Origin of the sequence: Kurthia populi, from assembly GCF_042686175.1 — a bacterium.
Classification (GTDB): Bacteria; Bacillota; Bacilli; order Bacillales_A; family Planococcaceae; genus Kurthia; species Kurthia populi.
The window spans coordinates 15161-39809 of sequence record NZ_JBHUOR010000042.1; the positions used below are offsets into that span (position 1 = coordinate 15161).

25 protein-coding genes are annotated in these 24649 nt (G+C 39.0%); 18 read left to right on the top strand and 7 right to left on the bottom strand.

Translation table 11 applies throughout. The annotated features are described in order from the left end of the window. Positions 1–14: 14 nt before the first annotated feature. The 7 genes from ACFSY7_RS08710 (at position 15) to ACFSY7_RS08740 (ending at position 4447) form a co-directional block, all read left to right on the top strand. A complete protein-coding gene (locus tag ACFSY7_RS08710; protein ID WP_126989577.1) occupies positions 15–509 on the top strand; it encodes a Na+/H+ antiporter subunit E in 495 nt (164 codons plus the stop codon). Then, positions 502–786, top strand: a complete 285-nt coding sequence (locus ACFSY7_RS08715) for a Na(+)/H(+) antiporter subunit F1 (protein WP_126989595.1) — start codon at positions 502–504, stop codon at positions 784–786. The genes ACFSY7_RS08710 and ACFSY7_RS08715 overlap by 8 nt, the downstream gene beginning before the upstream one ends. Then, complete coding sequence (locus ACFSY7_RS08720; protein WP_380147619.1) at positions 764–1141, top strand: Na+/H+ antiporter subunit G; 378 nt, start codon at positions 764–766, stop codon at positions 1139–1141. Before ACFSY7_RS08715 ends, ACFSY7_RS08720 begins: the two co-directional genes overlap by 23 nt. A 128-nt stretch (positions 1142–1269) precedes the next feature. Further along, positions 1270–1887: an NAD(P)-dependent oxidoreductase gene (locus ACFSY7_RS08725; RefSeq protein ID WP_139996076.1), complete on the top strand. Its 618-nt coding sequence runs from the start codon at positions 1270–1272 to the stop codon at positions 1885–1887. A 25-nt stretch (positions 1888–1912) separates the two neighbouring features. Beyond that, entirely contained in the window at positions 1913–2584 is a 672-nt protein-coding gene (locus ACFSY7_RS08730) for an ankyrin repeat domain-containing protein (RefSeq protein ID WP_380147620.1), read from the top strand. A gap of 233 nt (positions 2585–2817) precedes the next feature. After that, positions 2818–3018, top strand: a complete 201-nt coding sequence (locus ACFSY7_RS08735) for a cold-shock protein (RefSeq protein ID WP_126989573.1) — start codon at positions 2818–2820, stop codon at positions 3016–3018. A gap of 172 nt (positions 3019–3190) precedes the next feature. Continuing rightward, a complete protein-coding gene (locus tag ACFSY7_RS08740) occupies positions 3191–4447 on the top strand; it encodes a hypothetical protein (RefSeq protein WP_380147621.1) in 1257 nt (418 codons plus the stop codon). A 988-nt stretch (positions 4448–5435) separates the two neighbouring features. On the opposite strand, the gene ACFSY7_RS08745 is transcribed toward ACFSY7_RS08740, so the two are convergent. Beyond that, a complete protein-coding gene (locus ACFSY7_RS08745) occupies positions 5436–6614 on the bottom strand; it encodes an alanyl-tRNA editing protein (protein WP_380147622.1) in 1179 nt (392 codons plus the stop codon). Between the two features lie 132 nt (positions 6615–6746). On the opposite strand from ACFSY7_RS08745, the gene ACFSY7_RS08750 reads away from it, so the two are divergent. The 6 genes from ACFSY7_RS08750 (at position 6747) to ACFSY7_RS08775 (ending at position 12186) form a co-directional block, all read left to right on the top strand. Next, positions 6747–7037: a DUF6509 family protein gene (locus tag ACFSY7_RS08750; protein ID WP_126989570.1), complete on the top strand. Its 291-nt coding sequence runs from the start codon at positions 6747–6749 to the stop codon at positions 7035–7037. 63 nt (positions 7038–7100) lie between these two features. Beyond that, positions 7101–8249 carry a VanZ family protein gene (locus ACFSY7_RS08755; RefSeq protein ID WP_380147623.1) on the top strand — a complete coding sequence of 383 codons (1149 nt, stop codon included), beginning with the start codon at positions 7101–7103 and terminating at the stop codon, positions 8247–8249. A gap of 133 nt (positions 8250–8382) precedes the next feature. Continuing rightward, positions 8383–9147 (top strand): ABC transporter ATP-binding protein, encoded by a 765-nt coding sequence (locus ACFSY7_RS08760; RefSeq protein ID WP_380147624.1) that lies wholly within the window; start codon positions 8383–8385, stop codon positions 9145–9147. Next, entirely contained in the window at positions 9134–11026 is a 1893-nt protein-coding gene (locus tag ACFSY7_RS08765; protein WP_380147625.1) for an FtsX-like permease family protein, read from the top strand. The genes ACFSY7_RS08760 and ACFSY7_RS08765 overlap by 14 nt, the downstream gene beginning before the upstream one ends. Position 11027: 1 nt before the next feature. Continuing rightward, the gene (locus ACFSY7_RS08770) at positions 11028–11384 is read left to right on the top strand and encodes a YxeA family protein (protein WP_380147626.1); all 357 of its coding nucleotides are present in this window, start codon (positions 11028–11030) and stop codon (positions 11382–11384) included. 169 nt (positions 11385–11553) lie between these two features. Then, the gene (locus ACFSY7_RS08775; protein WP_380147628.1) at positions 11554–12186 is read left to right on the top strand and encodes a DedA family protein; all 633 of its coding nucleotides are present in this window, start codon (positions 11554–11556) and stop codon (positions 12184–12186) included. A 136-nt stretch (positions 12187–12322) separates the two neighbouring features. Here the strand turns inward: ACFSY7_RS08775 and ACFSY7_RS08780 are convergent, their stop codons facing one another. Both ACFSY7_RS08780 and ACFSY7_RS08785 read right to left on the bottom strand, forming a co-directional pair. Further along, positions 12323–13735 carry a sensor histidine kinase gene (locus ACFSY7_RS08780; protein ID WP_380147630.1) on the bottom strand — a complete coding sequence of 471 codons (1413 nt, stop codon included), beginning with the start codon at positions 13733–13735 and terminating at the stop codon, positions 12323–12325. Between the two features lie 4 nt (positions 13736–13739). After that, positions 13740–14432 carry a response regulator transcription factor gene (locus ACFSY7_RS08785; RefSeq protein ID WP_380147632.1) on the bottom strand — a complete coding sequence of 231 codons (693 nt, stop codon included), beginning with the start codon at positions 14430–14432 and terminating at the stop codon, positions 13740–13742. Positions 14433–14537: 105 nt separating this feature from the next. On the opposite strand from ACFSY7_RS08785, the gene ACFSY7_RS08790 reads away from it, so the two are divergent. Then, entirely contained in the window at positions 14538–15155 is a 618-nt protein-coding gene (locus tag ACFSY7_RS08790; RefSeq protein WP_126989563.1) for a PH domain-containing protein, read from the top strand. Positions 15156–15198: 43 nt separating this feature from the next. Here the strand turns inward: ACFSY7_RS08790 and ACFSY7_RS08795 are convergent, their stop codons facing one another. Continuing rightward, positions 15199–15672 carry a hypothetical protein gene (locus ACFSY7_RS08795; RefSeq protein WP_380147633.1) on the bottom strand — a complete coding sequence of 158 codons (474 nt, stop codon included), beginning with the start codon at positions 15670–15672 and terminating at the stop codon, positions 15199–15201. Positions 15673–15908: 236 nt separating this feature from the next. Between ACFSY7_RS08795 and ACFSY7_RS08800 the strand changes: the two genes are divergently transcribed. Next, positions 15909–17738: a S8 family peptidase gene (locus ACFSY7_RS08800; protein WP_380147634.1), complete on the top strand. Its 1830-nt coding sequence runs from the start codon at positions 15909–15911 to the stop codon at positions 17736–17738. A gap of 123 nt (positions 17739–17861) precedes the next feature. Here the strand turns inward: ACFSY7_RS08800 and ACFSY7_RS08805 are convergent, their stop codons facing one another. Continuing rightward, positions 17862–19061: a class I SAM-dependent rRNA methyltransferase gene (locus tag ACFSY7_RS08805; RefSeq protein WP_380147635.1), complete on the bottom strand. Its 1200-nt coding sequence runs from the start codon at positions 19059–19061 to the stop codon at positions 17862–17864. Between the two features lie 224 nt (positions 19062–19285). On the opposite strand from ACFSY7_RS08805, the gene ACFSY7_RS08810 reads away from it, so the two are divergent. Beyond that, positions 19286–20182 carry an NlpC/P60 family protein gene (locus ACFSY7_RS08810; RefSeq protein ID WP_380147636.1) on the top strand — a complete coding sequence of 299 codons (897 nt, stop codon included), beginning with the start codon at positions 19286–19288 and terminating at the stop codon, positions 20180–20182. A 65-nt stretch (positions 20183–20247) separates the two neighbouring features. Here the strand turns inward: ACFSY7_RS08810 and ACFSY7_RS08815 are convergent, their stop codons facing one another. Both ACFSY7_RS08815 and ACFSY7_RS08820 read right to left on the bottom strand, forming a co-directional pair. Beyond that, positions 20248–21408 (bottom strand): acyl-CoA dehydrogenase family protein, encoded by a 1161-nt coding sequence (locus ACFSY7_RS08815; RefSeq protein ID WP_380147637.1) that lies wholly within the window; start codon positions 21406–21408, stop codon positions 20248–20250. Between the two features lie 143 nt (positions 21409–21551). Further along, entirely contained in the window at positions 21552–21899 is a 348-nt protein-coding gene (locus ACFSY7_RS08820; protein WP_126989557.1) for a heme oxygenase, read from the bottom strand. Positions 21900–22356: 457 nt separating this feature from the next. Between ACFSY7_RS08820 and ACFSY7_RS08825 the strand changes: the two genes are divergently transcribed. After that, a complete protein-coding gene (locus ACFSY7_RS08825; protein ID WP_380147638.1) occupies positions 22357–23931 on the top strand; it encodes a sensor domain-containing diguanylate cyclase in 1575 nt (524 codons plus the stop codon). Positions 23932–24079: 148 nt separating this feature from the next. Next, positions 24080–24526 (top strand): helix-turn-helix transcriptional regulator, encoded by a 447-nt coding sequence (locus ACFSY7_RS08830; protein ID WP_186439700.1) that lies wholly within the window; start codon positions 24080–24082, stop codon positions 24524–24526. Positions 24527–24649: the final 123 nt, after the last annotated feature.

A 24649-nucleotide genomic window follows, 5' to 3' on the forward strand; every position in this document is an offset into this window, starting at 1 on the left:
GAGGTGTACGAGATATGTCATCGCAGTTTTTATTAAATTTATTTATCGCGGTACTATGGATGCTATTAAAGGATGAAAATAAAATCCATTTAACGACGTTTTTTAGTGGATTTTTAATCGGTATCGTCGTGCTCTATTTAATGCATCGCTTCTTCGGTACACCGTTCTATTTGCGTCGTGTCGTAGCTATTATTAAATTAATTCTGTTGTTTTTAAGAGAACTAATCATGTCGAGTATTCTCGTTTTCAAGCAAATTTTAAGCCCGAAAATGGATATTACACCGGGGATTTTTACGTATAAAACCGATTTAAAAAGTGAAACAGAAGTGACGACACTGGCATTACTTCTTACATTAACGCCAGGCTCAGTCGTAATGGAAGTATCACCATCTGGGAATGTATTTTATATTCATGCAACGGATATGGGCGATACACGCCTGTCGATTTTAAAATCGATGCAGTCATTTGAAGATGCCATTAAGGAGGTGACACGTCGCTATGATGATTAAAGGAATCCTTACCATTGCGCTCATTTTCTTTACGATTACAGTAGTCATTTGCTTGTATCGTGTCATAAAGGGTCCAACACTACCAGACCGTGTTGTGGCGCTTGATATGATTGGTGTTAATATGTTGTCGATGATTGCGATTATCTCGCTGCTTCAAAATACGACAGCTTATTTAGAAGTTATTTTGATTCTTGGCATTCTATCATTTATTGGGACGATTGCATTCTCAAAATATATTGAGCGAGGTGTTATTATTGAACGCAAATCAAATCGTTGAGTTAATTGCAGCGTTACTTATTTTATTCGCGAGTATCATGAGTGTCATTAGTGCGTTTGGGATTATTCGAATGCCTGATGTTTATACACGTTCTCATGCGGCAACGAAAAGCTCGACGCTTGCGGTATTACTCGCACTGACAGGCGCGTTCGTTTATCTAATTGCATCAACAAACTACGTCAGTGTTCGTTTGCTATTAGGCATTATTTTTGTGTTCTTAACAGCACCAGTAGCGGGTCATTTAATTACGCGAGCAGCCTATCGTTCGGGCGTACCACTATCCGAGCAATCAGGTGATGATGCACTCTATGAACAAATATTTGACGAAAAAGGTAAGAAAAGAATAGAACAATGAGATGCGGAAGCCAATTTATAGGGCTTCCTTTTCTTTTTGATTACAAAGCGGGCACTTTCTAACTATTTTACGAAAAAATAAATTACAATAAAGATACCAATATCATTCAAACAAAGGGGGAGTAAGTCGTGCACATCGCTTTATTTGGCGCAACCGGGCGCGTCGGAACTGTTTTTTTACATAAGGCATTAGAAGAGGGGCATCATGTAACAGCACTTGTGCGTGATGCGACGAAATTAGCTACACATCCAAATTTAACGCTTATTGTTGGAGATGCGAAAGTATATGAGGATATTGAAAAAACGGCAGCAAAAGCCGATATTATCCTATCGTCACTTAGCACAGATCAAACGACGACGCTGACGGATTCGATGAAACATATGATTGCCGTTTGTTTGAAACTTCAAATCAATCGAATCGTCTCTATTGGCACAGCGGGTATTTTAGATAGTCGTTTAGAGCCAGGCAAACTTCGCTATGACTCTGTGGAATCTCGTCGCTCGAAAAAATTTGCGGCGGAGGAACACGCAAAAACATTTTATATGTTGCAGCAAACGACGCTTGATTGGACACTTGTTTGCCCAACAGCCTTGCCAATGGGCGAACGTCTTGGCAACTACCGTGTAGAAGCCGACTTACTGCCTGAGGAAGGAAAACGCATATCCGTTTATGACACCGCAGACTTTACGTACAAAGTAATGACCGAGCATTTATTTTCAAAAAAACGTGTCGGCATTGCGTATTAATCGACTATAGGATGTGTTTGCTTTTATGAAAAATCGCAATAAATTAGCGATGCTCGCGCTCTCAGTGGGTGTGGCGCTGGGCTATAAAAAGAAAAAAGATGGCCAGGAACCTACATGGTTTCGAGCTATTCAAGACCAAGAACTTAAAGAAATAAAACGATATATAACACATGGCCAAAATGTACATGTGACAAATCGCCGAGGCCGCTCTGCATTAATGATGGCTACATACAATCATCATATAGAGCTTGTGCAGCTTTTAATTGAAGCAGGCGCCGATGTGAATCAGCAAGATGATTTAAAAAATACACCCTACTTATATGCGGCAGCAGAGGGCTATACCGAGCTTTTAGAGCTGATGAATGGAAAAGTGAATCCATACATTACAAATCGTTATGGTGCCAGTGGATTAATTTCAGCCTGTGAGCGAGGATCTGTGGATGCAGTTGAATGGATTTTAAAATATACAGCAAGTGATGTAGACCATATTAATAACCTCGGCTGGACGGCGCTACTTGAAGCTATTATTTTAGGAGATGGTAGCGGAAATTACCAGCAAATCATAAAATTATTACTTGATGCAGGGGCGAATGCCAATATTGCGGATAAAGACGGTGTTACACCACTTGAGCATGCAGAAAAGCGTGGATACAATGATATTGCCTCTTTGCTTGTGCATCAGAAAAATCTGCTGTAAAAACGAAATTTACTATGTAAAAGGCTGATAATTCCGATGTTTTGTAAATTTTTTGTTCGACATTTAGGCCTATATCGTTATATAATGATTGTAATAAAGAAATCGGTTCATCGTAATTAATACATTCACTTATTGGAAGGGGATCGTGTTTTGCGATTCACTCTCTAGTAAGTGTATTTTTTTACCAATTGAAGGATCTCTATTATTAATTTTTTTTTAGGAGGTCATTACACATGACACAAGGTACAGTTAAATGGTTTAACGCAGAAAAAGGCTTCGGCTTCATCGCAGTAGACGGCGGCGAAGATGTATTCGTACACTTCTCAGCAATCCAATCTGAAGGTTTCAAAACTTTAGAAGAAGGTCAAAAAGTTGAATTCACAATCGAAGAAGGCAACCGCGGACCACAAGCAGCTAACGTAGAAAAAATCTAGTAGCTGATTAAAACGGAGTTGGGATTTCCCAGCTTCGTTTTTTTGTACCTAAATGTAGTCCTATAGTGGATAATTTCAAAAACCTATGGAATCTTTTATAATAGAGCTAATATGAATAATTTGACTATTGAAAACTGTATGCGTATACATACGAGGGGAGTGTGGGATAAGTATGACGATTTCAAATGATGGAAAACGAACAGATCACATCGAGGGGGATGTTAATTTAGCAGATTTATCTGAACTGAAACGAGTTTATATTGAGCAGGCAGAGAAGCGTCTGCCACATTATTATTCGCCGGATAAGCAAGTGATGCTACAAAATATGTCGCGTACTGAAATTTACGAAAAGGGTTTGCCACGTGAGATTTTATGGAAAATGGTCGAGTATAACTTGAGCGCTAAAAATGGAATTTCAACGAAACGAATGTGTACAATCGTCGAGCATATTGATTATTTAGCATCGCAATATGTAACGTATCATGCACGGATTCATCGTGATTTTGAACAAGATGAGCGTGAAGTAGAGCTAAACAATTTGCGTGAAATTTTCAATCGTAGCTTTGAGCGAATGGCGAGTGTATTTGTTGAAGACATTGGCGACTTTCTTGCGCGGAATGAATTACCAGATGAAGGCCCGTTATTATTTGAATCAATCCAAGAATTATATCGCCGTAAAATTTATCAGTATGCAGAATATGTACGCTTGCATGAGGATTTTGCACAAGTAGTTGGTACAGCGGAGGAATGGCTATTACGCGATTCTTATTTCATGGGCGATATTTTACGTCTTGTAACATTAAAGAACGGTACAGAGCTTCCTGAGCGCCTTTATAGTGAACAGGAGCTGATTGCGGTAGCAGCGTTCTATCAGTCTGCACGTAAATGGCTCATTATGCAAAAATCCACAGCCGTTAGTGAGGAGCAGTTAGGGATTGAACTGGGGATTTTCGCGATGAAGACACAGGTGTTAATTGAGCATCCACAAATCACACCAGGCTTACGTAAAAAATTCCAAATTGCTTACAACTCATTTTACAACTATAAGGTGAATGATTTAGACAAGCGTCAGCACGAAGAAGCCATGAATCCGTATGAGCCAGATAAGCGTTTATATGGACCAATTGACCGCGAGGCTGTGGCGCTTTGGACGAATAAATTGCATAAGCTGGCTATTGCACATGCTATCGAGCCGATTTTCACGAATGTCGTACATGAAGCGTTTGAAATCTTTGATGAAAAGGTTCGCCTTGGTAGTACACTAGAGCGCTATCAAGATTCAAATGAATGGTACCGCTTCAATCAGCAAGATGATATGATCAGTCCAGAGGCAGATGCTTTTACGTTACAGCTTCGTATTGCTGACTGGAATAAATTTTTGAAAATCATTAAAGCAGAAGAATTTTGGTTTTTCGAGATAAAATATTAAATTATTAACTGAATTGTGTTTTATATAAAAAGAAGTGGGTAAATAATAAGTAATCCTTAATAGAAAATGCGAAATAGTTAATGACCACATTGTTGGCTTATCCATTTCGCTTGGATAAGCGAATATCACTTACACCTAATGCTTTCTATTAAGGAACGTAATTAGACAGCTAGAATCTCCCATAGTCTAGATTTGTCAAATAGGCGTTCGCTCTTCCTTTTACCGATTAACCGTCGGGCGTGTCCATAATGATGAGCAGGGGCTAACGTCTATACATAACCACTTGCTTTGCAGGTGGTATGTAATCTCCCTTTTCATATTCTTTTTTGACTCATCGATGTTGATGAGTTTTTTTTTTGCGACAAAATTTGTCTTAATAGCTTCGAAATAAAAGAGGGCACTTTCAAAGGGGATAATCTTTGGAAGTGTTTTTTTGATGAAAAAAACAAGCGTATGCATGCAAAACAAAATTGAAAACGATTAGAGATGAAGTTAGCAAATGCACTAGTGACTGAAATGAAGATGGTGAGGGACATCATTTACACAAAGTAATGCAGTTAGGAGAAAGGACCAACGGAAGAAACATTGCTAGCGGTACAAAGTGAAGTCTAGCTAGCACTTTTAAAAAGTACATTGCATGCTTATCAGCAATCAAAAAAGGCGTTATCATGAGCATGCCTAGGAAAGACATACTAGCTGATAACGCCTGCATTAAAATAGTTAACTACGATAATTATACGCGCATTTTAGCAAAGCTAAATCTCAGTTACGTACCGAAAAAAAGATGGCAAAATAAGAATTTGACGGCGACTCCTAGGGGAATAGCATGAGTGGAAGACCCCGCAGTGAGCTTGCGAGCGAGGCGGCTTCCGCCATGCCCCAGGAAAGCGTCCGTCAAATTTAATTGAAAAAATGTGTCTTTTTCTTTGTCTTACTTTCGTAGGTCAGTTCCCTTTAGCGCGATGCCTTTTTTATTACGATTCTTTAATTAATATAGCTGTGCACATATATTCGCCAGCAGTTCAGTCGTTGAAACCGTTGTATCACCGCCACCTTGTGCGAAGCTATCGTTACCGCCACCCTTGCCGTTAATGGTTGTAAGTGCTTGTTTTAAGACATCATTGGCACTTTTTGCTACGCCCGTTTCTTTTCCTTTTGCAATAACGATTTGTGTTTTCGTACCATCAGCGGATACGAGTGCTACTGTTTTGTCAGTATGCTCGTTTGTGAGTGTACGCGCAATTTTTTGGAGTTGCTGCATTGAGTAATCATCAAATGTTGTCGCAATGACAATGTCGTCTGTTGCTGCTAATTGAGCGATTTCAATGTCGAGTAATTGCTCGCGTGCTTGTGCCAATTGCTTTTCAAGCTTTTTATTCGTTTCAAGTAAGCCCTCGATACCAGTCGCAATCTCGCTCTCTGGACGACTTACGAGCTTCGCTGCTTGTGCCATAACGTCTTTACGCATTGTCATATTTTCACGTAGGCGTTCGCCACACATAAAGTGCACACGCGTTTGTTTTTTCTGACGCTCAGTTGATAAAATTTTAATCATTGCGACCTCGCCAGTTGTGCGTGGATGCGTACCGCCGCAGCCGTTATAGTCAAAGTCTGGGATGATGACAAGACGTACATCGTCAGTGAATTTTAATTGCTTACGAAGCGGATAACTTGCAGCCTCTTCTGCCGTTACCCATTTCGTTTCGATTGGACGGTTTTCAAGCACAATTTCATTTGCGCGGTCCTCTGCCTGTTGTAGTTGTGCAGGCGTCACATGTTCTGTGTCTAAATCAATCGTAATCGTGCCAGAGCCTAAATGAAATGACACCGTTTGATAATCAAATAACTCAACGAATGCGGCCGTTAAAATATGCTGTCCCGCATGCTGTTGCATATGATCAAAGCGTACCGCCCAGTCGAGTTGACCATGAACCATACCGCTAAGTTCGGCGTCTACATAATGACGGATTTCGCCGTCAATTTTTTGAACATCTATGACACGTACATCATTGAGTGTCCCGATATCTGCCGGCTGACCGCCACCTTCTGGATAAAAGGCTGTATTGTCTAAGACGACATAGAAGCCTTGGTCGTCTGTCCCTGTGTGAAGAATGTTTGCGTCAAATGCTTGTATGTACGCATCTTTGTAATAAAATAAATCGTGCATGAAAAAACGCCTCCTTTTCGTGTTATTTCTATTGTACCGAATTTTATCGAAAGAAAAATAGTGGTCAAAACTTTACTAATTGAAAATATTCGTTATCATAAAGAGTGAACTAGTATTAAAGGAGCTTAAAGAATGAACATTCTCGCATATATGATGGAAGAAATTAAAGACCCAACAAACATTTTGGAAGGTCAACGCTTCGAATTTTTATTAGATATCGAAGTAGACGAAGAAGATGAACTTTATACTGAAGGTGGCATCGACCTACGTGTTATCGTGTCAAAAAATGACGATGACATTAAAATCGAAAATTATTTCTTCATTCAAAAATCAGACCAAAAAGTACTTGAATTTGGTTTAGAAGACGATGAAGAAGCAGAAGTGTTGGCATTTGTTAAGCAACATATTCTAGCTGGAGAGTAATCACGAGGGAGGGGCTATGACAATCGTCAAGCCTCCTCTTTTTTAATGAAAGGGGGAATAAATATGTCGGCTTATATGCAGCCGCTTTATTCTGCTTCGATTGCCTTTGTGTTATTAGGCTTCGTATTATGGATTCCTTGGATGATACATACGTATCGCAAACACGGCTTTTTCTCATTATCCCAAACGTTATTATCATTTTCATTTGTTTTTTATATGATATCAGCGTTATTTTTAGTACTACTACCACTGCCTGACACGCGCAATACGTGTGCGATGCAAAATCCCAATACCCAGCATTATTCGCTGATGCCATTCCGTTTTATTGCGGATACATTAAGTGGGGGCTGGTTTGATATTAAACGGCCCGCAACGTATATGCTCGTCTTTAAACAACCGGCATTTTATCAAGCATTCTTTAACTTCATTTTATTAATGCCACTTGGCGTTTACTTACGTTATTTCTTAACGCATAAAAAATTATGGTGGAAAGCGGCGATCATTGCTTTCTTCGTGACATTATTCTATGAAGTAACACAAATTACCGGCATTTATGGTATTTACAACTGCGCATACCGTATTTTTGATGTTGATGATTTAATGTTAAATACAATGGGCGGCATTTTAGGCTTCTTCTTAGCACCAGCGGCTCTTGCGATTTTCCCATCAAAAGAACGCATTGATGCGCGCGCGAAATATTTATTAGAGCGCGATGAAGTGAAAGCCATGTCCGTATTGCTTGCGATTGCGATTGATATTTTCTTAGTAGATATTATTCGTCAAATTATTTTACACTTCACGAATCAAAATGAAGTAACATCGTTTATCGTGTTCTCGGTCGTATCATTCCTTTGGATGTGCGTCGTACCAATTCTTTGGAATGGTCGCACAGTTGGTACCGCCATTATGCGCTTCCGCTACGATAGTAAGTTATCGAAGAAAACGACGATTTCACGTTTAATTAAACGGTATGCCGCTTTTTATATGGCGTACTTTACGCTTGCGATAGTAGGTGTATTAAATAATGTCGAAGTAACGATGGCTTCACCTTACTACAAAGCATCTGTCTTTTTAGCATTCGGTTCTGCGGTATTAACGGCGATTTTAATGGTTGTACTCTTTATCCACATTATGCTTGTCGTATTTGGTAAAGGAAAACGTCGCTTCTTCTTTGACGAATCTTCAGATCTGTATACAACACGTAAAAAATAATGATTAAGACGTTCCTTACAAAAAGGGGCGTCTTTTTTTGTGGAATTAAGGTTGTTGTAAGGTTGGCATAAACCAGCTGTAAGGAGCCTCGTTTATAGTAAGGGTATGAACAACGATGAAAGAGGGATGGCATATGACATTATTAGATGTAGCACATATACAAAAAAAGTTTGGTAAAGGGCAAAATGAAGTTACTGCGCTGAACGACGTTACATTTTCAATCGACAAGGGTGAATTTGTTGGTATTATGGGGCCAAGTGGAGCAGGAAAATCAACACTGCTTAATTTATTAGCAACGATTGATACACCAACTGAGGGCTCAATTATTATGAATAATTTAAATTTACATGCGATGAGTGAAAATGAGTTGGCGGATTTTCGTCGTGACCATCTCGGCTTTATTTTTCAGGACTATAACTTACTTGATTCACTGACGGTGAAAGAAAATATTTTACTACCACTCGCTATAGCGAAAGTGAAGGCGAGTGAAATTAATCAGCGCGTCCAGGACATCGCGAATTTATTTGGTATCGCAAATCTACTCGAAAAATATCCCGTACAAATTTCAGGTGGACAGAAGCAGCGTACGGCAGCAGCACGTGCACTTGTGACAGAGCCTTCGATGATTTTAGCGGATGAACCAACCGGCGCACTGGATTCAAAATCAGCGACCGATTTACTCGAAAGTCTGCAGCATCTAAATGAAGCAAAACAATCAACGATTATGATGGTGACACATGATGCCTTTGCGGCTAGCTTTTGTGAGCGTATTTTATTTATTCAAGACGGGGCGTTATCAACAGAACTTCATAAGGCGGGGAAAACACGAAAGGAATTTTTCCAAGAGATTTTAAGCACAGTCGCAACATTTGGAGGTGGCGCGCATGACATTATTTAGCATCGCTAAAAAGAATGTTGCGCGTAATTTCTCGCAGTACTTTCTCTATATCGCATCAATGGTTTTTTCGATTGTTATTTACTTCACGTTTGTGACATTGAAATATAGCGACACCATTGAACGTGAAATTGAAAGTTCACAAAAAATCGGCTCACTTATGAGTGGCGCGGCGTTCGTATTAATCTTTTTTGTCGCGATTTTCATTTTTTACTGCAATGCCTTTTTTATGAAGAAGCGTAAAAAAGAAGTGGCACTCTATGCATTACTCGGTGTTCGAAAACGCCAAATCGGCTTTATGCTATTTTTTGAAAACTTATTACTTGGCGCTGTATCATTGCTTGCGGGTATCATTATCGGCTTTCTGGCATCAAAAGGACTGTTGTCGATTTTAATTCGATTAATGGGCTATGATGTCGCGGCACCGTTTGCCTTTTCATGGCAGGCAGTAATGAATACAGTCATCATCTTTATGATTATTTTTCTTGTGACGTCACTGCAAGGCTACCGCGTCATTTATCAATTTAAATTGATTGATCTATTCCATGCTTCTGCAAAAGGAGAGGCTGTTACAAAGCCCAATCCAGTCATCGCAGCTATTGGCGTCTTTTTAGTTGGACTTGGTTACTTCCTTGCGCTACAAGATATGACGAGTAAAATTTGGCAGGTGCTCGGCTTCTTAGTAACCCCAATGGTTATTTTATTCGCAACGATTATTGGAACGTATTTATTGTTTCATAGCTTTACAGGAACGATGTTAAAATGGCTGAAAAAATCCGAAAAATGGCTATGGCGCGATCTGCGTGTGCTAACCATTTCACAGCTATTACATCGTGTGAAGGCACATGCGACGACACTTACGCTCATTGCAATTTTAAGTGCAACTACGATTACAGCGGGTGGTGCGGTCTTTGGCTTGTATTACAATATTTCATCAACTGTTAAACAAATGGATCCAAACACGTATATGTTTGTCGAACAGGACGAGGCGACAACGAAAAAAATCAATCGTATCGTTGGGGATGCGGATTATAACCGCGTCGTCGAAACAATTGAACAAAATTTCACCTATAACGGCGAGAAGATGGCGTATACATTACTATCAGAAAGTGAGTACAATCGTTTAGCGAATGTACAACAGCGTGATGAAATTCATGTGAAGGGTCATCAATTTTATGCGCTTGATGCGACATATGATGAACGTTTTTCACCGACCTATACGAATATGACGCTACAAACGAAGCAAGAAGATTTTAAAGTCGTCGATTACAAACCGTATAATGTGCTGAACTTAGCGCTTGCATACTCAACAATGGTTGTGTCTGATGACGTATACGATACATTTGCTGCAAAAAAATCAGCAAAAATTCAACATTTCCGTGTCGTCATCGACCCAGATGCGACAAAGGCTGATGCGAAAAAAGTGGCGACAATACTTCCAGAAGATGCACAGTTAAGCAGTCAGCCAGCAGATATGCAGGCAAATGTTGAAAGCATGGGGGTGCTACTATTTATCGGTAGCTTCTTAGGGCTTGTATTCCTCGCTGCAACGGGCAGCATCATTTACTTTAAAATGTTGACAGAGGCAGAAGAGGACAAAGCAAAATATGTGATGCTTCATAAAATGGGGGTATCAATGAAGGCCATGCGTCGCTCGATTGCAGGACAAAATGTTGTGATTTTCTTCGTACCATTACTTATCGGTATCCTTCACAGTGCAGTCGCACTAAAGGCATTTTCGAGTCTACTAAGTATGAATTTAATTATCCCAGTATGCATGTGGATGCTCGCGTACACAATGATTTATGCGTTATTCTATATATTAACGGTATGGTCGTATACAAAAATGATAAAACAAACAATTCAAACGGAGGGTGTATAATATGAAAAAATTTCTACTAACAATCGCGATTTTATTTGTCGTTTGCCTTGGTGCGCTCTATGCACTTATGACAATTGACTTTAATCGTATGAATGCAGATCATTACTATTTACAAATTACGCAGGACGGGGAAGTATCGGAATCTCGTGCCTCAGACGGTAAAGTGTATAAGGATTATAATTACAAACTACCAGCCTACAATGAAGATGGCAAAGAACGTGAGCTTGAGTTTATGACACAGAAAAATTTACGCAAAGATGCGTATTTAAAAATGTATGTGAAAAAAGATGGCGTATCGTCGTATGATGAAGTGAAGTTTGAGGAAATTCCTGAAAAAGCACAGGCTAAATTGAAGTAATGGAAGGAGGTTGCGAAAATGCAGCCTCTTTTTTAAATTTAATAGAAATATATGGCGGCGCTATGGCAAAAATCAAATTTACATGATGTGCTTTGTTGTTCATAGTTGCATTGCTAAATGAATGTATGTAAAAATCGAAGAAACGACAAAATAAGATTGGAGTATTCTAGTGATTGAAGAGTTGATTTTATCGTTAATCATGATGTTTAAAAGTCTCGGCTATTTTGGCGTGCTATTAGCATTATGCTTTGAATTTATTCCAGCAGAAATTGTGCTACCACTTGCAGGCTTTTGGGTCGCAAATGGCGAGTTTAATTATATCGGCATGGTACTAGCAGGGACAGTCGGGGGGACGCTTGGACCGCTGACACTGTATGCGCTTGGACGCTACGGTGGTCGCCCGCTCGTTGTGAAGTACGGCAAATATTTTTTAATTAATGAACGACAAGTAGATGCAGCAGACCGCTTCTTTGATAAATACGGTGCTGGTGTGGCATTCTTTGCGCGCTTTTTACCAATCGTGCGTACAGCGATTTCCGTACCATGTGGCATGACAAAAATGAGTGTTTGGAAGTTTTCGATTTATACGTTTTCTGCGATGCTACCAATTACAGCGCTCTATATTTATTTAGGGATGAAGCTTGGTGAAAACTGGGAAGAGGCGAGTGCATTATTCTCTGAATATATGACACCTGTCATTATTGTCATTGTTATCGGCATTGTGATTTATGCAGGTATTAAATTGTACCAAAAGAAACGTCAAAAAGATGCGAATTTAATTGAAGTAAAAGAGCGTAATTAAGAAAAAGAGGCTATGACATACGTGTAAAAAACCCTCTCCTATGAGCATAAGAAAAAACGGAATCGCGCTGTGGTGCGGTTCCGGTTTTTCGTTGCGAACGCTAAAGAAAATGACGTGTTTTGTCCCAGCCTATTTTTTAAGGAAGTAACACAAAAATGGTCGTCCCTTTACCTCGTTCACTGCGGAGTACAACGCGACCACCATGTGCCTCGACAATATCACGCGCAATCGCCGTCCCAAGTCCGGTACCACGTGTATTTGTCGTATTCGTACCACGGTAATAGCGTTCGAAAATATTGTTCAGCTCATCTTCAGGGATGCCTTTACCTGTATCTTGAATCATTATGCAGGCACGCATTGTGGATAACTTTTCATCGTCTAAAATTTCCTGTGGATAACTTTTTGAAACACTTACAGTTACATTGACCGCTTCATCATTGTGGATAAATGCATTATCAATAAAGTTTAATAATGCGCGTTTCATCAGCTTTTGGTCAATCGTTGTCATAATCACGTCATCCGCTACTTGATAATCAAGTGAGCGCGCCACAAATGCCTCATCATTTAATACATCAATGACGATTTCACGACTAAAGGGTACGAGATTCGTTTCCTTTAATTGAAGCGGCAGGGCATTATTACGTAGCTTCATTGTTAAATTCAAATCATCGAGTAGCTCTTTCATATAATGTGATTTTTGCGTAATAATCTGGCTGTATTCAGCGACCTCTTCAGGTGTATTGGCATATTCAAGTAGCTCTGCATAACCTTGAATGGATGCAAGTGGCGTTTTTAGGTCATGTGAAATATTACTAATCCATTCATCACGCATTTTCTCGTGTTGCTGTTGTGCTTTTTCATACATATCTAGCGTATTTGATAGCTCATTCATATTATCAAAAACTTCCTTATAAACACTGCTTTTCACTGGCATGTGTGTGAAGTTACGTTTGCGTAAAGTACTAATACCCTCGATTAATTGATGCAGTGGTTTTGTGAGCTTTTGACCGAAAAAGACGCCAATCAAGAGTGCAATTAAAATATCGACAAATAAAAAGATGAGTAAGTAACGCCCAATTATGAGCGCGGCGGTTTGAATATCAAACGTAAAAACGCTACGCTGAACGTTTGAATTTTTAATACCAACAAAATAGCTTTGCCCCTTTTTTGTTTCACTAATATAAAGTGTCGTATCTGCGACAATGCGGTTTTTATAGTTATTAATTAATGCATTTGGACTGTAATGCTTTGGAAATTCCTTGGCAACCCGGTAGCGATAAATTTCATTACCATTATTATCAAGTACTTGTAGCCAGGCGTTTCGTTCATCAAGACGTTTTTTCCCTGCTGGTGAGAGAGAAATGGTTTCATTGCTACCAGAAATTTCATTCGCTAGCTGGCGCGTAAATTGCTCTGGTGTATTTTTGAATTGTTCTTGTGTGGCCTGATACCAAATAAGACTAATGCCAATAATCGTATTTACAACAAGGACGATAATGACGATGATAATGGTCGATAATAAAAAGCGACTCGCAATTTTCCAGCGCATCGTATCAGCTCCCTTGCATGAATTTATAACCAAGACCTTTTACGGTAATAATATGCTGCGGCTTTGAGGGCTCATCCTCGATTTTTTCACGCAGACGACGAATATGGACCATCATTGTATTGTCAGAGCCAAAAAAGTTTTCACCCCACACACGTTCAAATAAGGTTTCCTTACTTAAAATTTGATTTGGGTGATGCATAAATAATGCCATCAAGCCCATTTCTTTAGCGGTTAAATCGAGCGCACGATTATTTTTCGTCACACACGTTTCAGCGGCATCCATCGTGAAGGGACCTACCTGAATGACTTGTGGCTCTTGCTCACGATAGCCGAGTCGGCGTAGATGTGCCTTCACACGGTAAGCGACCTCTTTTGGGCTAAAAGGCTTTGTAATATAATCATCGCCGCCAATTGCAAGTCCGAGTAATTTATCAACTTCCTCATCTTTTGCAGACATGAATAAAATCGGAATATTGGATTCTTCGCGTACTTTTTTGCATAGCTCATACCCTTCGCCGTCTGGTAACATAATATCGAGCAGCATGAGAGAGGGACCTGCCTGCTTAAATTGTGTATAGCCCTCTGCTACCGAGCTTGCTGTGACGGTATGAGGCATGCCTTCTTTATGTAAAACACGTTCAAGTAATGATGCAATTTCAGGTTCATCATCAACAATTAAAATCGTATGCTCTGTCATCGTAATCCCACCTTTTTCTTCAGTATAGAGAAAGCGCCAAAAAAAATGAAACCTTTTGATAGATTTCGGGGTAAAGAATAGTAACAACATGAATGGGGGAATTAGATGTTTAAGAAAATGGCTTCAGATGCGTTAGGTTTATCAGATATTGGGATTGTCGTACCAAGAGAGGATTTCGATAAAACGGAATCAGATGATTTTGTAAAACATGAAAAACAGGAAAAAATCTATTTTCTAATTAAAACAAAATCCGATGAGTACTGCTTCACGAACCTAGCATTAATTCACGTTGATGGTACGAGTGCGATGAGTAAAAAGCGTACCCTTCGTCGCTATGACTATGAGACAACAACCTTTACAGATGTGACACTTGAAACAGCCGGTACAATTGATTTAGATGTAGAAATTAAATTTACTGTAGCAGGTGTGCCGGTGTCGATCGACATTCATAAAAAATTCGATACAGAAATTAAAGATTTATATAAAGCATTACATGAGATTTCAACAATCATGTATAATAACACGATTAAAATGGAATACGCACAGCAGAGTTTAAATTTAGCGGCTTCTGCGGTAGGGCGTAACAGCTCTGCGGGTACGGTGACGCCTTCGCAGTCATTTGAGCAAATTACACGCTTTTCAAATAGCTGGTTAGTCGAGCATAAGAAGGAATACAAACGCGTGGATTACGGCGATGTGTTTGAGTTGTACATTAATCAATAACCTAAAAAAGAAGGCATCGTGCCAACGCGCGATGCCTTCTTTTTTATGATTCTATCGGTGTTTTTTTCTCGTAACTAAAGATGGCGATGATGCCATAAAGCAAGATAAATAAAATGATGAGACCCGGCCATTCAATCGAAATGCGATCAAAGTAGGGCAAAACAAACCGATGGAAAAGGCCAATTGAAATGACCATTTGTACGATAATACTTAAAAGATCCACAAGTGTCGTAATTTGAATCTTAAATGCTGCAAGAATAAATAACGTTAAAAAATCGAGTGCAAATACTAAAATTACAAGTAATAAAATAAATCCGCCAAAATAAGTTAGATCATGCCAAAAAGATTCGAATAAATCGATATGGGCAAAATCAAATTTTGCAAGAATGTTGTAGAGACCGAACATTACGAATAACGGAATGAATACGATCGCGCCAACAAATAATACGAGCCCTAGTAAAATAATGACTAGTGCCGACCAACCATTTAGACGAATTTTGAAATTTTTGTTCTTCAATGTAAAATCCCTTCTCATATGTAAATGTCCCAGTTGTTAGTGCAATAATTTCTATTATAGAACAGACTTCAAAACATTGCACATTTGAGATTTAGCTTAGCATGTTTTGTCTTTAGCTGAGAATACCTAAAATTAAGCTATCTCAACGTATAAAAATTTGAGCGAACAATGAACCATTCAACAATTGGGGTGAAATACGTTATAGTTAGAACAACTAAAATGAAATGGTGGAGAATATGAAAAGCTTTTATCAATGGAGTGTCATTTGTTTTTTAGCGGTTTGTAGTGTGTTCTTTATGACATCACAAGCAAGCGCAAAGGAACAGACGGCCATTGTGATATATAATGATGCAACAGGATTAGCGAACATTCAACAGAACCATAGAGGGATAGAGAATCATTATGAAAACTTAAAGACAGTTGAAGGTGATTTTACAGCAACACAGCTGAAACAATTGAAGAAAGATCCACATATTGCGCTCGTTGAAACACGTGATATCGAGCTTAACACGCTTAGTGAGGATCTCCCTTGGAATTTAGCATTATTAAATACTACGTATGCATGGAGTCATGATTTAACAGCGGGAAATGTGAAAGTAGGGATGCTCGATACAGGTGTTAACTGGCAAGCAGGCTTAGAAAAAGTACATCGTATCACCCTCGTTGATAGTGATGCATACCGAGATATTCGAAATCACGGAACGATGGTCGCAAATATTTTAGCCTCAACGAATGAATATTTACCAGGCATTGCGCCGAATATGGATTTATATAGTATTAAAATTTTTGATGATGACAATGAAGCCTCTGTATCTGATTTTTTAGCAGGTATTGATTGGGCGATTGATAATGACTTAGACGTATTGAATATGTCGCTTGGCACAAAAAAGGATTATCAATTGCTACATAATGCGGTACAAGCTGCTGAAAAAGCAGGCATCACGATGGTCGCTGCGGCTGGGAATGACTATTCGAAAAAACCCATTCATTATCCCGCAGCCTATAAGGAAGTTATCGCAGTCGGCGCAATTAATAAGGAAAAAGAACATGCTGATTTTTCAAATAGAGGTAAGGAACTCGAATTTGTTGCACCAGGTGAAAAAATACCGAGCCTAACAAATAAATTGTATAGTGGTACATCTTTTGCGGTACCACATGTCACGGCGAGAATCGCAACACTCAAGCAGCAGTATCCTACATGGTCGACAGCAAAGCTTCGTAGCTATTTACGTAATTATACCGAGGATTTAGGGAGTGCCGGGCGAGATAATCTATATGGCTACGGACTTATCTCGTATACATTACAAGCACCTCAACCCCTTAGCACATTAAAGACCGATTATATCGGAAAAAATGAGGTGCGTATTCAGTACAGTATGCCGAAAAATGTCACGGTGCCGATTGCTAAATATGCGCTATATGTTGATGGGAAACGTGTGAAAACAACAACAAATACGACGTATAGGATTACGAAGCTTAAAACGAATTCTAAGCATAAAATCGAAGTGATACCGGTGAGTACGGCAGGCAAGAAAGCGAAAAAGGCAAAGGGCATTGTTGTGCGTACCGCAAAAAAGACGGCTTCTAAAGAATACCTTGATCGTCATAAAAAATCGATGCAGTCCTTATTTTCGAATTTAGCAAAAGCAGATATGCGCGATGACTATTCAAAGCTATATAGTTTAAGCGATGAATTAAGTCAGTCGAAGCGTAAAAAAATGCGTACTGCCGCTACAAAAAAATATGCCGTTGTTTTATCAAAGGATAAAACAACGGCATCGTTTGTGAAAGTGAGCAATTTGAATAAAATGCCTGCAAAGGGATATAGCGATATTAAATTTTCGACGGCATTAAAATCGGTTAAATCATCGAGCTATCGATTGAAACGAAGCGGGGCAACCGTATCTGGCTATAAGGTCAGTAAAGTTGATAGTAAGATACTTCGCTTAAAGCTACCAGCGAATGCGAAGCCCGGGCGCTATGCCTTCGTGCTCGAACGTAATAACGTAAAAACGACGAAAAACAAAATGATTGATAAGCATATCATCGTTTATTTTGAACTTTAAAATACATCCCTTAATATTCTTCTAGAAACAGCGCAGGCGCATTTATTTATTTTTATTAAAAAAACACGTTCAAAAATGATACTTTGAACGTGTTTTTTCGTTTATATTGGCCTCGTATTTAACTTATGAAAGTTTTTGAATGAAGACAACTTTTAAATAGTTGAACTCAGGGAATTCACGTGTTGCGCGGAAATCTTTTGGTAAGCCAAATTGTTCAACGATTTTATATTTAGTATTTGTGTCTTTAAATGCTTGGTCTACGAATGATTTGAATTTCTTCATACCAAAGCTTGCATTGTTTGTTGAAGCGACGATGAAGCCTTTTTTCTCTGTAATCGCAATCGCATCTTTTAATAATTTTGGATAGTCTTTTGCGGTAGAGAATGTCATTTTTTTCGTACGTGCGAAGCTTGGTGGATCTAATACAACTAAATCGAATTTCATTTCATGACGCGCTGCATATTTGAAGTAGTGGAACACGTCCATTACTTTAATATCTTGCTCTTCAAAGTCGATACCATTGATTGAAAACTGTTCGATTGTTTTGCCTAGACTACGAGAAGCTAAGTCTACGCTTGTTGTTTTGTTTGCGCCGCCGATTGCAGCTGCAACAGAGAAAGCACCTGTGTATGAGAATGTATTTAACATATTTGTGCCAGCCGCATATTTATCACGAATCGTACGACGTACATCGCGTTGGTCTAAGAAAATACCTGTCATTGCACCGTCATTTAAATCGACTGCGTAGTTGATGCCATTTTCTTTAATGATGATTGGGAAATCGCCAGGTGTACCTGCTACAAAATCATCTTGTTCCATATACATGCCTTTCGTATCGAAACGTTTTTTCTCATATAATGCATGGAATTGTGTAAGCTCTGTTAATGCTTCGATAACAAATTCACGGAATGAATAAATACCTGCGCTATACCAGCTCATCATGTAATAGCCATCAAAGTAGTCAATTGTTAAACCACCGATGCCATCGCCTTCGCCATTAAAAACGCGGAAGGCATTTGTATCGTCATCGTTGAAGAAGTCTTTACGTAGTGCAAGTGCCTTGTTAATTTTTTTTGTAAAGAATGCTTGGTCTAATTCTTGGTCTTCTTTTGTCGATAGTACCCAGCCAATTCCTTTATTTTGATTGCCGTGATAGCCTTTACCAATAAAGCGCTTGTGGTGGTCGACTACTTCGATAATATCGCCTTCTTCTAAACGGGCCATATCCGCATCTGTTACTGCTTTACGTAGAACAAGTGGATAGCCTTTCTTTAAATCTCCAGCGTACTCGGGGTCAATCGTTAATGTAATAGTTTCTCGCATAATGTCATCCTTCATTTTTAAGTTTCTTCTATTATCTCATGTTTCAAATAATAAAGCGATGTTACAGAAAAGTATTCTCGTGTCATATTTCTTAATTGATTTGTAAACATACTGTCGTTGTATGACAAGGGTTATTATCCTAGAATTAGTATTAGTTAATAACAAGAAAATAACAAAAAACATTTTAAATATCAAAAATATACTAAAGAATACGGAGATTAACTTTGAAGAAAATTCTAGCAACAACAATGGCAGCAGCAGTAGGTTTAGGGACAGTCACGAGCATCGATTTAACGCAGGCAAGCGCAGCAACATCACAAGCAACGAAGGTGTCAGGTACATATGTGACGACAGCTACGAAAAATGTTTACTACCGCGCAGCATCTAAAAAAGTCGGCACAGTTTCAAAGAGTAAAAAAATTAAACTTACACATAAACGTACTGTAAACGGTAAAACATGGTACAAAATTTCTTACAATGGTGGGAAACGAGGCTGGATTGTTGGAGCTAATATTAAACGCTTAACAGTCTCTAGTGCATCAACATATAAGAAAACATTCGTAACGAAAAAAGCGAAAAACTACTATAACTTAGCAGGTGGCCATAATAAACGCTTAGGTACACTTGCATCAGGTAAAAAGATTACTACTTCTTATTACCGCACAGTAAATGGTGCTGGCTGGGTAAAAGTGAATGGCTACGGCTGGACACCAAAATCAAATTTAAAATCATATGTATCACAAACATCAAACTCATCATCATATGATAAATTAACATCATACGGTGCACAGTTCTTAGGTGTTCCTTATGTATGGGGTGGATCGACTCCAAATGGCTTTGACTGCTCTGGCTTCACAAGCTATGTGTATAAAAAAGTGTTAGGCAAAACGATTCCACGCACGTCAGCAGCACAATACACAGCTTCAAAAGAGATTTCAAAATCACAGCTTAAAAAAGGTGATTTAGTATTCTTCAACACATCAGGTGGCGGTGTATCACATGTTTCAATCTACGCAGGGAATAATAAACTACTTCATGCGGCAGGAAACAGTGTAAAATATTCAAATCTTTATGATGGTTACTGGGATAAACGTATCGTTGGTTATGGTACATTCCGTTAATTGTAAAAATAAGATATAGTTTCAAAAAAAGAAGGCATCGCGAGTTTGCGCGATGCCTTCTTTTTTTAGTTTTCTTCTAAAGCAGCTGTCGCTAATTTTGTAATCGTCATATCGTCCATTGGTGGATTATGAAGTCCAGCACGCACATCGCGATAATAGCGATTAAGTGGATTGCTTGTCTTTAAGCTCTGTGCGCCAACAATACGCATCGCAATATCGACAATATCAAGTGCATTATTCACAACAACATGTTTCGCTGCACCTAACAGGCCTGCCGCATAGTCATGTGTTTTCGGATCCTCAAATTTTTGTGCCACATCATATAAGAAATGGCGAGATGTTGTAAGCTTCAATTCCATCTGACCAATTTTTTCTTGAATATGAGGGAGCTGACCAATCGGGAAATCCAGGCTATTTGGTTTATACGTACGCGCAAATTCAAGCGCATGATCGCGAGCCGCTTGCGCAATGCCTAAATAAACAGCTGGAATATGCAGTGCCCAGCCATTTACCTTTGCGCCGCGCGGTTTATTGTTCAGTTCAACGAGCGCATCTTCTGGTAAGACGACATCCTCAAAAATTAAATCATGGCTTGCTGTACCGCGCATGCCCATCATATCCCATGTTTCTTTAATCGTTAACCCATTACTTTGTTGTGGAATTAAGAAAAAGCCGATTAATTCTTTTTCAGGAATCCATGCAGAAGTAATATAATGTGTCGTTGCATAAGATAGGGATGCGAAACTTTTATGGCCATTTACATGCCACTGCCCGTCACTAAATATCGCATTTGTGCCAGGGCGTCCACCACGTGTGGGGCTCCCTGTAATGACCTCGCTTAAAATACGATTTGTTAGAGCGCGCTCATTCACGATTTTTTTTGCGAAATCTTCTAAATGCGCATCATCCCACAGTTTTTTATCATATAAATCACCAACAATACCAAGATGCCAGCCGATCGATAAAGCCGTTGCCGCATCAAAGCTTGCGAGTGTTTCTTGGAATAAAATCATATCGTAAATACCAAAGCCAAGTCCACCGTATGCTGCTGGTAGCGTGACTTTGTTATAGCCAATGTTTAATAAATCTTCGAAGTTTTCAGCGGGGAAACTATTTTCTAAATCGGCCTTTGCACCGCGTTCCTCGATGTTTCTTTTTAGTGTATGTAATTGTGTAATCATCGCTTGCTGATTGTCATTTTTAATAAAAGCATTAAGTGCAGCCATATAAAGCATCTCCTTAAAACATAGTTTGTTAGTAAGAATTAAATTGAATACTTTCATCATACAGATAATAGTCAGAAAAATCCATCAGCTAATTAAGAACATAAAAAAAGGAACTACCTAAGCAGTTCCTTTTCTATATAATGTTATGCTTCTGTTGAAGAAACGATTTCTGAAATAACGATTTGGCTGCCTAGCATTGGTGAACCAGCTTCTGGGCCACCATGTTTTGGAGCTGCTTCGCCTTCTTTTGGTTCTGGACGTTTGTGTGCAGCTTTGAAAGCATCACTTTCACGCCATACTTTAAAGTCTTCTAATGATTCCCAGAACATATTAACGCTCATTTCATCATAGTCTTCAAAGTCGCGTGCAACAGCTACCTCTGTTTTCACGAATCCTTTAAAATCTTTTAAGCCTTCATTTGCTGTGAAACGTGGCGCCATTTTTTCTGCAAAACCTTTTTTAACTTGAATGCGGTTTGTTACGATAAACATAAATTGCCACTCCTTTAGTTATAAATATACTGTACAGTAAAAATCCTATATTATTTTCGATATTGTTGCAATGAAAAAGCGCCATTCTTTTTGGGGGAAGAATGACGCTTTTTACAATTAAGGAGAGTTCTACTTCTGGGTGTGCGTTATGTGTAAAATATAAAGTCGTTTGGGGAACGACCTTCAACATAATGTAGAACCATGCACGGTACTAGTATGAGCGATACTAGCAAGGCGATAAGAATACAGGGGGACTAATTCCTAGTATTCTAATCTATCTCAATTATAAAACAGGTAAGGATTTCCATCAATACAAATTGGATATTTATAGGAAAAGATACGATGAAAGTCTAAAAAATGACAGTTAATTAAATAATTAAGTACTTGCTATATTGCTTACATTAGGTAAAAAGGGTATGTTAAAATGCGTATAAGTCACAAAAAATTGAGGTCTACAATGAAGAAATATACAACGTTTAAATTGCAATATTTAATTATGGGTGTTGCCTTTTTAGCGGTGTTTTTAACGTCGTTGGTAAGTATTTGGAGTGGTTACCGTATGAACGAAAAGACACTCACAGAAAATACACTTGAAACGAATCGTGTGTACGCAGAAAAACTCGCATCAAGTGCAAATGATTATTTAGAGGAAACATTTAAGTTATTAAATGTAAATGCGACTGAGATGAGTGCTTATATGGATGACGGAGAACGATTAGAACGCAAGGCGGATTTATTACGCCGCGGCTCGACCGCTTTTAATTCCATTATTGTGATGAATGCAAAAGGAAAAATCATTGCTACTTCGCCGCAGTCACTAAATTTAAAAGGAATTAAGGTGACATCTAGGGCGTCGAAAAAAGCGCTTGAAGAACGAAAACCAATGATTTCAGAGCCGTATAAAACAACGACTTCCGGGCGTGAAATCATCTTTATTTCTACACCAATTTATGATGCCAATAATCGCTTTTTAGGTGTGTTAGGCGGCACGATTTATCTAAAAGAAAATAATGTCTTAAATCAATTACTTGGAAAGCATCCGTATGAGGACGGCTCGTATGTATATGTTGTCGATGCGAACGGTCAAATTATTTATCATGAGGATAAGACGCGTATAGGCGATAATGTGCTGAAAAATAATATCGTCCAAAAAGTGTTAATGACCGATTCAGAGACAGGGGCCGACCGCGTTGTAAATAAGAAAAATACAGATATGCTCGTAGGCTATGCGAAGATGGAAATTAGCGGCTGGGGTGTTATCGCACAGCGCCCAACGGCACTAGCATTAGCACCAGCAGGTGAAATGGTCAATCATATGATGCTTGTTGGATTGCCTTTATTATTGTTAGCTTTAGTAATTGTCATTATGCTTGCACGTAAAATCGCAAAGCCACTGCAGGAACTTGCGGATATTACAGTGGTAGACCGCGATGAGGCGGATGCTGCGCAGAAAAACTTCCAAAGTGTCACGGCTTGGTATTATGAGGCAATTCAATTAAAGCAATCGCTGATGTCGAGCTTTTCTCATTTGCATAACCAAGTGCATTTTTTCCGAGACCAATCGGCAACTGATGCGCTAACAGGACTGACGAATCGTCGTACCATTGATGAGTTAATGAATAGCTGGCATATTGAGCAGCGCATGTATTCGCTTATTTTAATTGATATTGATAAATTTAAATCAATTAATGACACCTATGGGCATGGTGTGGGGGATGAGGTACTACAGTTTTTAGCACGCAAAATGGAGAATGTCGCACGTAGTGAAGATGTATGCTGCCGCTATGGCGGAGAAGAGTTCGTAATTTTACTACCGAATACACCGAGTGATATTGCGATGACAATGGCGGAGCTACTGCGTCAGAATGTAGAATCAACGGCTGCACCACATGCCATTCAGGTGACATTGTCAGCAGGTGTAGCGACATTTCCAGTGGATGCACATCATCCGAAACAATTACTTGAAAAGGCAGATGATGCGCTCTATTATGCAAAAGAACATGGCAGGAACCAAGTTATCCTAGCTAAATAGTCATATCTCACAAAATACGTTAATTGATTAACTGGCATAATAATGGTAACAAAATAGACAATTTTTTCGGATTATTTTAACGATCATCTCTTTTTTAAATATCCATTTCATTTGAAAATGTGTAACATGTGAAAGAGAGGTGGAAATGATGAATCGCGAAGAAATTATTCAAATTGTTTCGGAAAAGATCAAGCTTATACGTACAGAAAACAGTTACACACAAGACCAAATGGCGGATATTGTGGGTATTTCAAAAAAGACACTCGTGCAAATCGAAAAACAACGAATTGCCTGTGGATGGAATGTGGCTGTAACGATCTGTGCGTTATTTAGAGACAGCACAATTTTACAAAACGTAATGGGTGGCGATCCACTCGAAGTAATTGAACTAACTGCGCATGATTGCATTACTCGACCAATGAAAACAACACCAAATACGAATGTATGGTGGAAAACGCTTGAAGAAACGACTGCGTATCGTTTACAGCAAAATCTTTTAAGTCATCATTATCGTATTGTAGATACAGAAGGATTCCGCATCTTCACAAGCTTCGATGAACCACTGACGCGTGACCATTACGCAAAAATTCAGTAGTCTTGCATCATTGATTGAACGATTCAATTTAAGAGCAAATAGCAAAAAGGAAATATTAGAAAAGAGCGTTAGGTGATTGGGATGAATCATCTGGCCCTCTTTTTCTTTTTGCTAAAAAGGGGC

Excerpts from the sequence above, each read along its gene's own strand:
- ACFSY7_RS08715 (WP_126989595.1), top strand. The coding sequence starts at position 502 with ATGATTAAAGGAATCCTTACCATTGCGCTCATTTTCTTTACGATTACA.
- ACFSY7_RS08770 (WP_380147626.1), top strand. The coding sequence starts at position 11,028 with ATGAAAAAATTTCTACTAACAATCGCGATTTTATTTGTCGTTTGCCTT.
- ACFSY7_RS08805 (WP_380147635.1), bottom strand. The coding sequence starts at position 19,061 with ATGCGAGAAACTATTACATTAACGATTGACCCCGAGTACGCTGGAGAT.
- ACFSY7_RS08735 (WP_126989573.1), top strand. The coding sequence starts at position 2,818 with ATGACACAAGGTACAGTTAAATGGTTTAACGCAGAAAAAGGCTTCGGC.
- ACFSY7_RS08780 (WP_380147630.1), bottom strand. The coding sequence starts at position 13,735 with ATGCGCTGGAAAATTGCGAGTCGCTTTTTATTATCGACCATTATCATC.
- ACFSY7_RS08825 (WP_380147638.1), top strand. The coding sequence starts at position 22,357 with ATGAAGAAATATACAACGTTTAAATTGCAATATTTAATTATGGGTGTT.
- ACFSY7_RS08790 (WP_126989563.1), top strand. The coding sequence starts at position 14,538 with ATGTTTAAGAAAATGGCTTCAGATGCGTTAGGTTTATCAGATATTGGG.
- ACFSY7_RS08800 (WP_380147634.1), top strand. The coding sequence starts at position 15,909 with ATGAAAAGCTTTTATCAATGGAGTGTCATTTGTTTTTTAGCGGTTTGT.
- ACFSY7_RS08750 (WP_126989570.1), top strand. The coding sequence starts at position 6,747 with ATGAACATTCTCGCATATATGATGGAAGAAATTAAAGACCCAACAAAC.
- ACFSY7_RS08745 (WP_380147622.1), bottom strand. The coding sequence starts at position 6,614 with ATGCACGATTTATTTTATTACAAAGATGCGTACATACAAGCATTTGAC.
- ACFSY7_RS08760 (WP_380147624.1), top strand. The coding sequence starts at position 8,383 with ATGACATTATTAGATGTAGCACATATACAAAAAAAGTTTGGTAAAGGG.
- ACFSY7_RS08730 (WP_380147620.1), top strand. The coding sequence starts at position 1,913 with ATGAAAAATCGCAATAAATTAGCGATGCTCGCGCTCTCAGTGGGTGTG.
- ACFSY7_RS08785 (WP_380147632.1), bottom strand. The coding sequence starts at position 14,432 with ATGACAGAGCATACGATTTTAATTGTTGATGATGAACCTGAAATTGCA.
- ACFSY7_RS08830 (WP_186439700.1), top strand. The coding sequence starts at position 24,080 with ATGAATCGCGAAGAAATTATTCAAATTGTTTCGGAAAAGATCAAGCTT.
- ACFSY7_RS08710 (WP_126989577.1), top strand. The coding sequence starts at position 15 with ATGTCATCGCAGTTTTTATTAAATTTATTTATCGCGGTACTATGGATG.
- ACFSY7_RS08755 (WP_380147623.1), top strand. The coding sequence starts at position 7,101 with ATGTCGGCTTATATGCAGCCGCTTTATTCTGCTTCGATTGCCTTTGTG.
- ACFSY7_RS08820 (WP_126989557.1), bottom strand. The coding sequence starts at position 21,899 with ATGTTTATCGTAACAAACCGCATTCAAGTTAAAAAAGGTTTTGCAGAA.
- ACFSY7_RS08740 (WP_380147621.1), top strand. The coding sequence starts at position 3,191 with ATGACGATTTCAAATGATGGAAAACGAACAGATCACATCGAGGGGGAT.
- ACFSY7_RS08815 (WP_380147637.1), bottom strand. The coding sequence starts at position 21,408 with ATGGCTGCACTTAATGCTTTTATTAAAAATGACAATCAGCAAGCGATG.
- ACFSY7_RS08765 (WP_380147625.1), top strand. The coding sequence starts at position 9,134 with ATGACATTATTTAGCATCGCTAAAAAGAATGTTGCGCGTAATTTCTCG.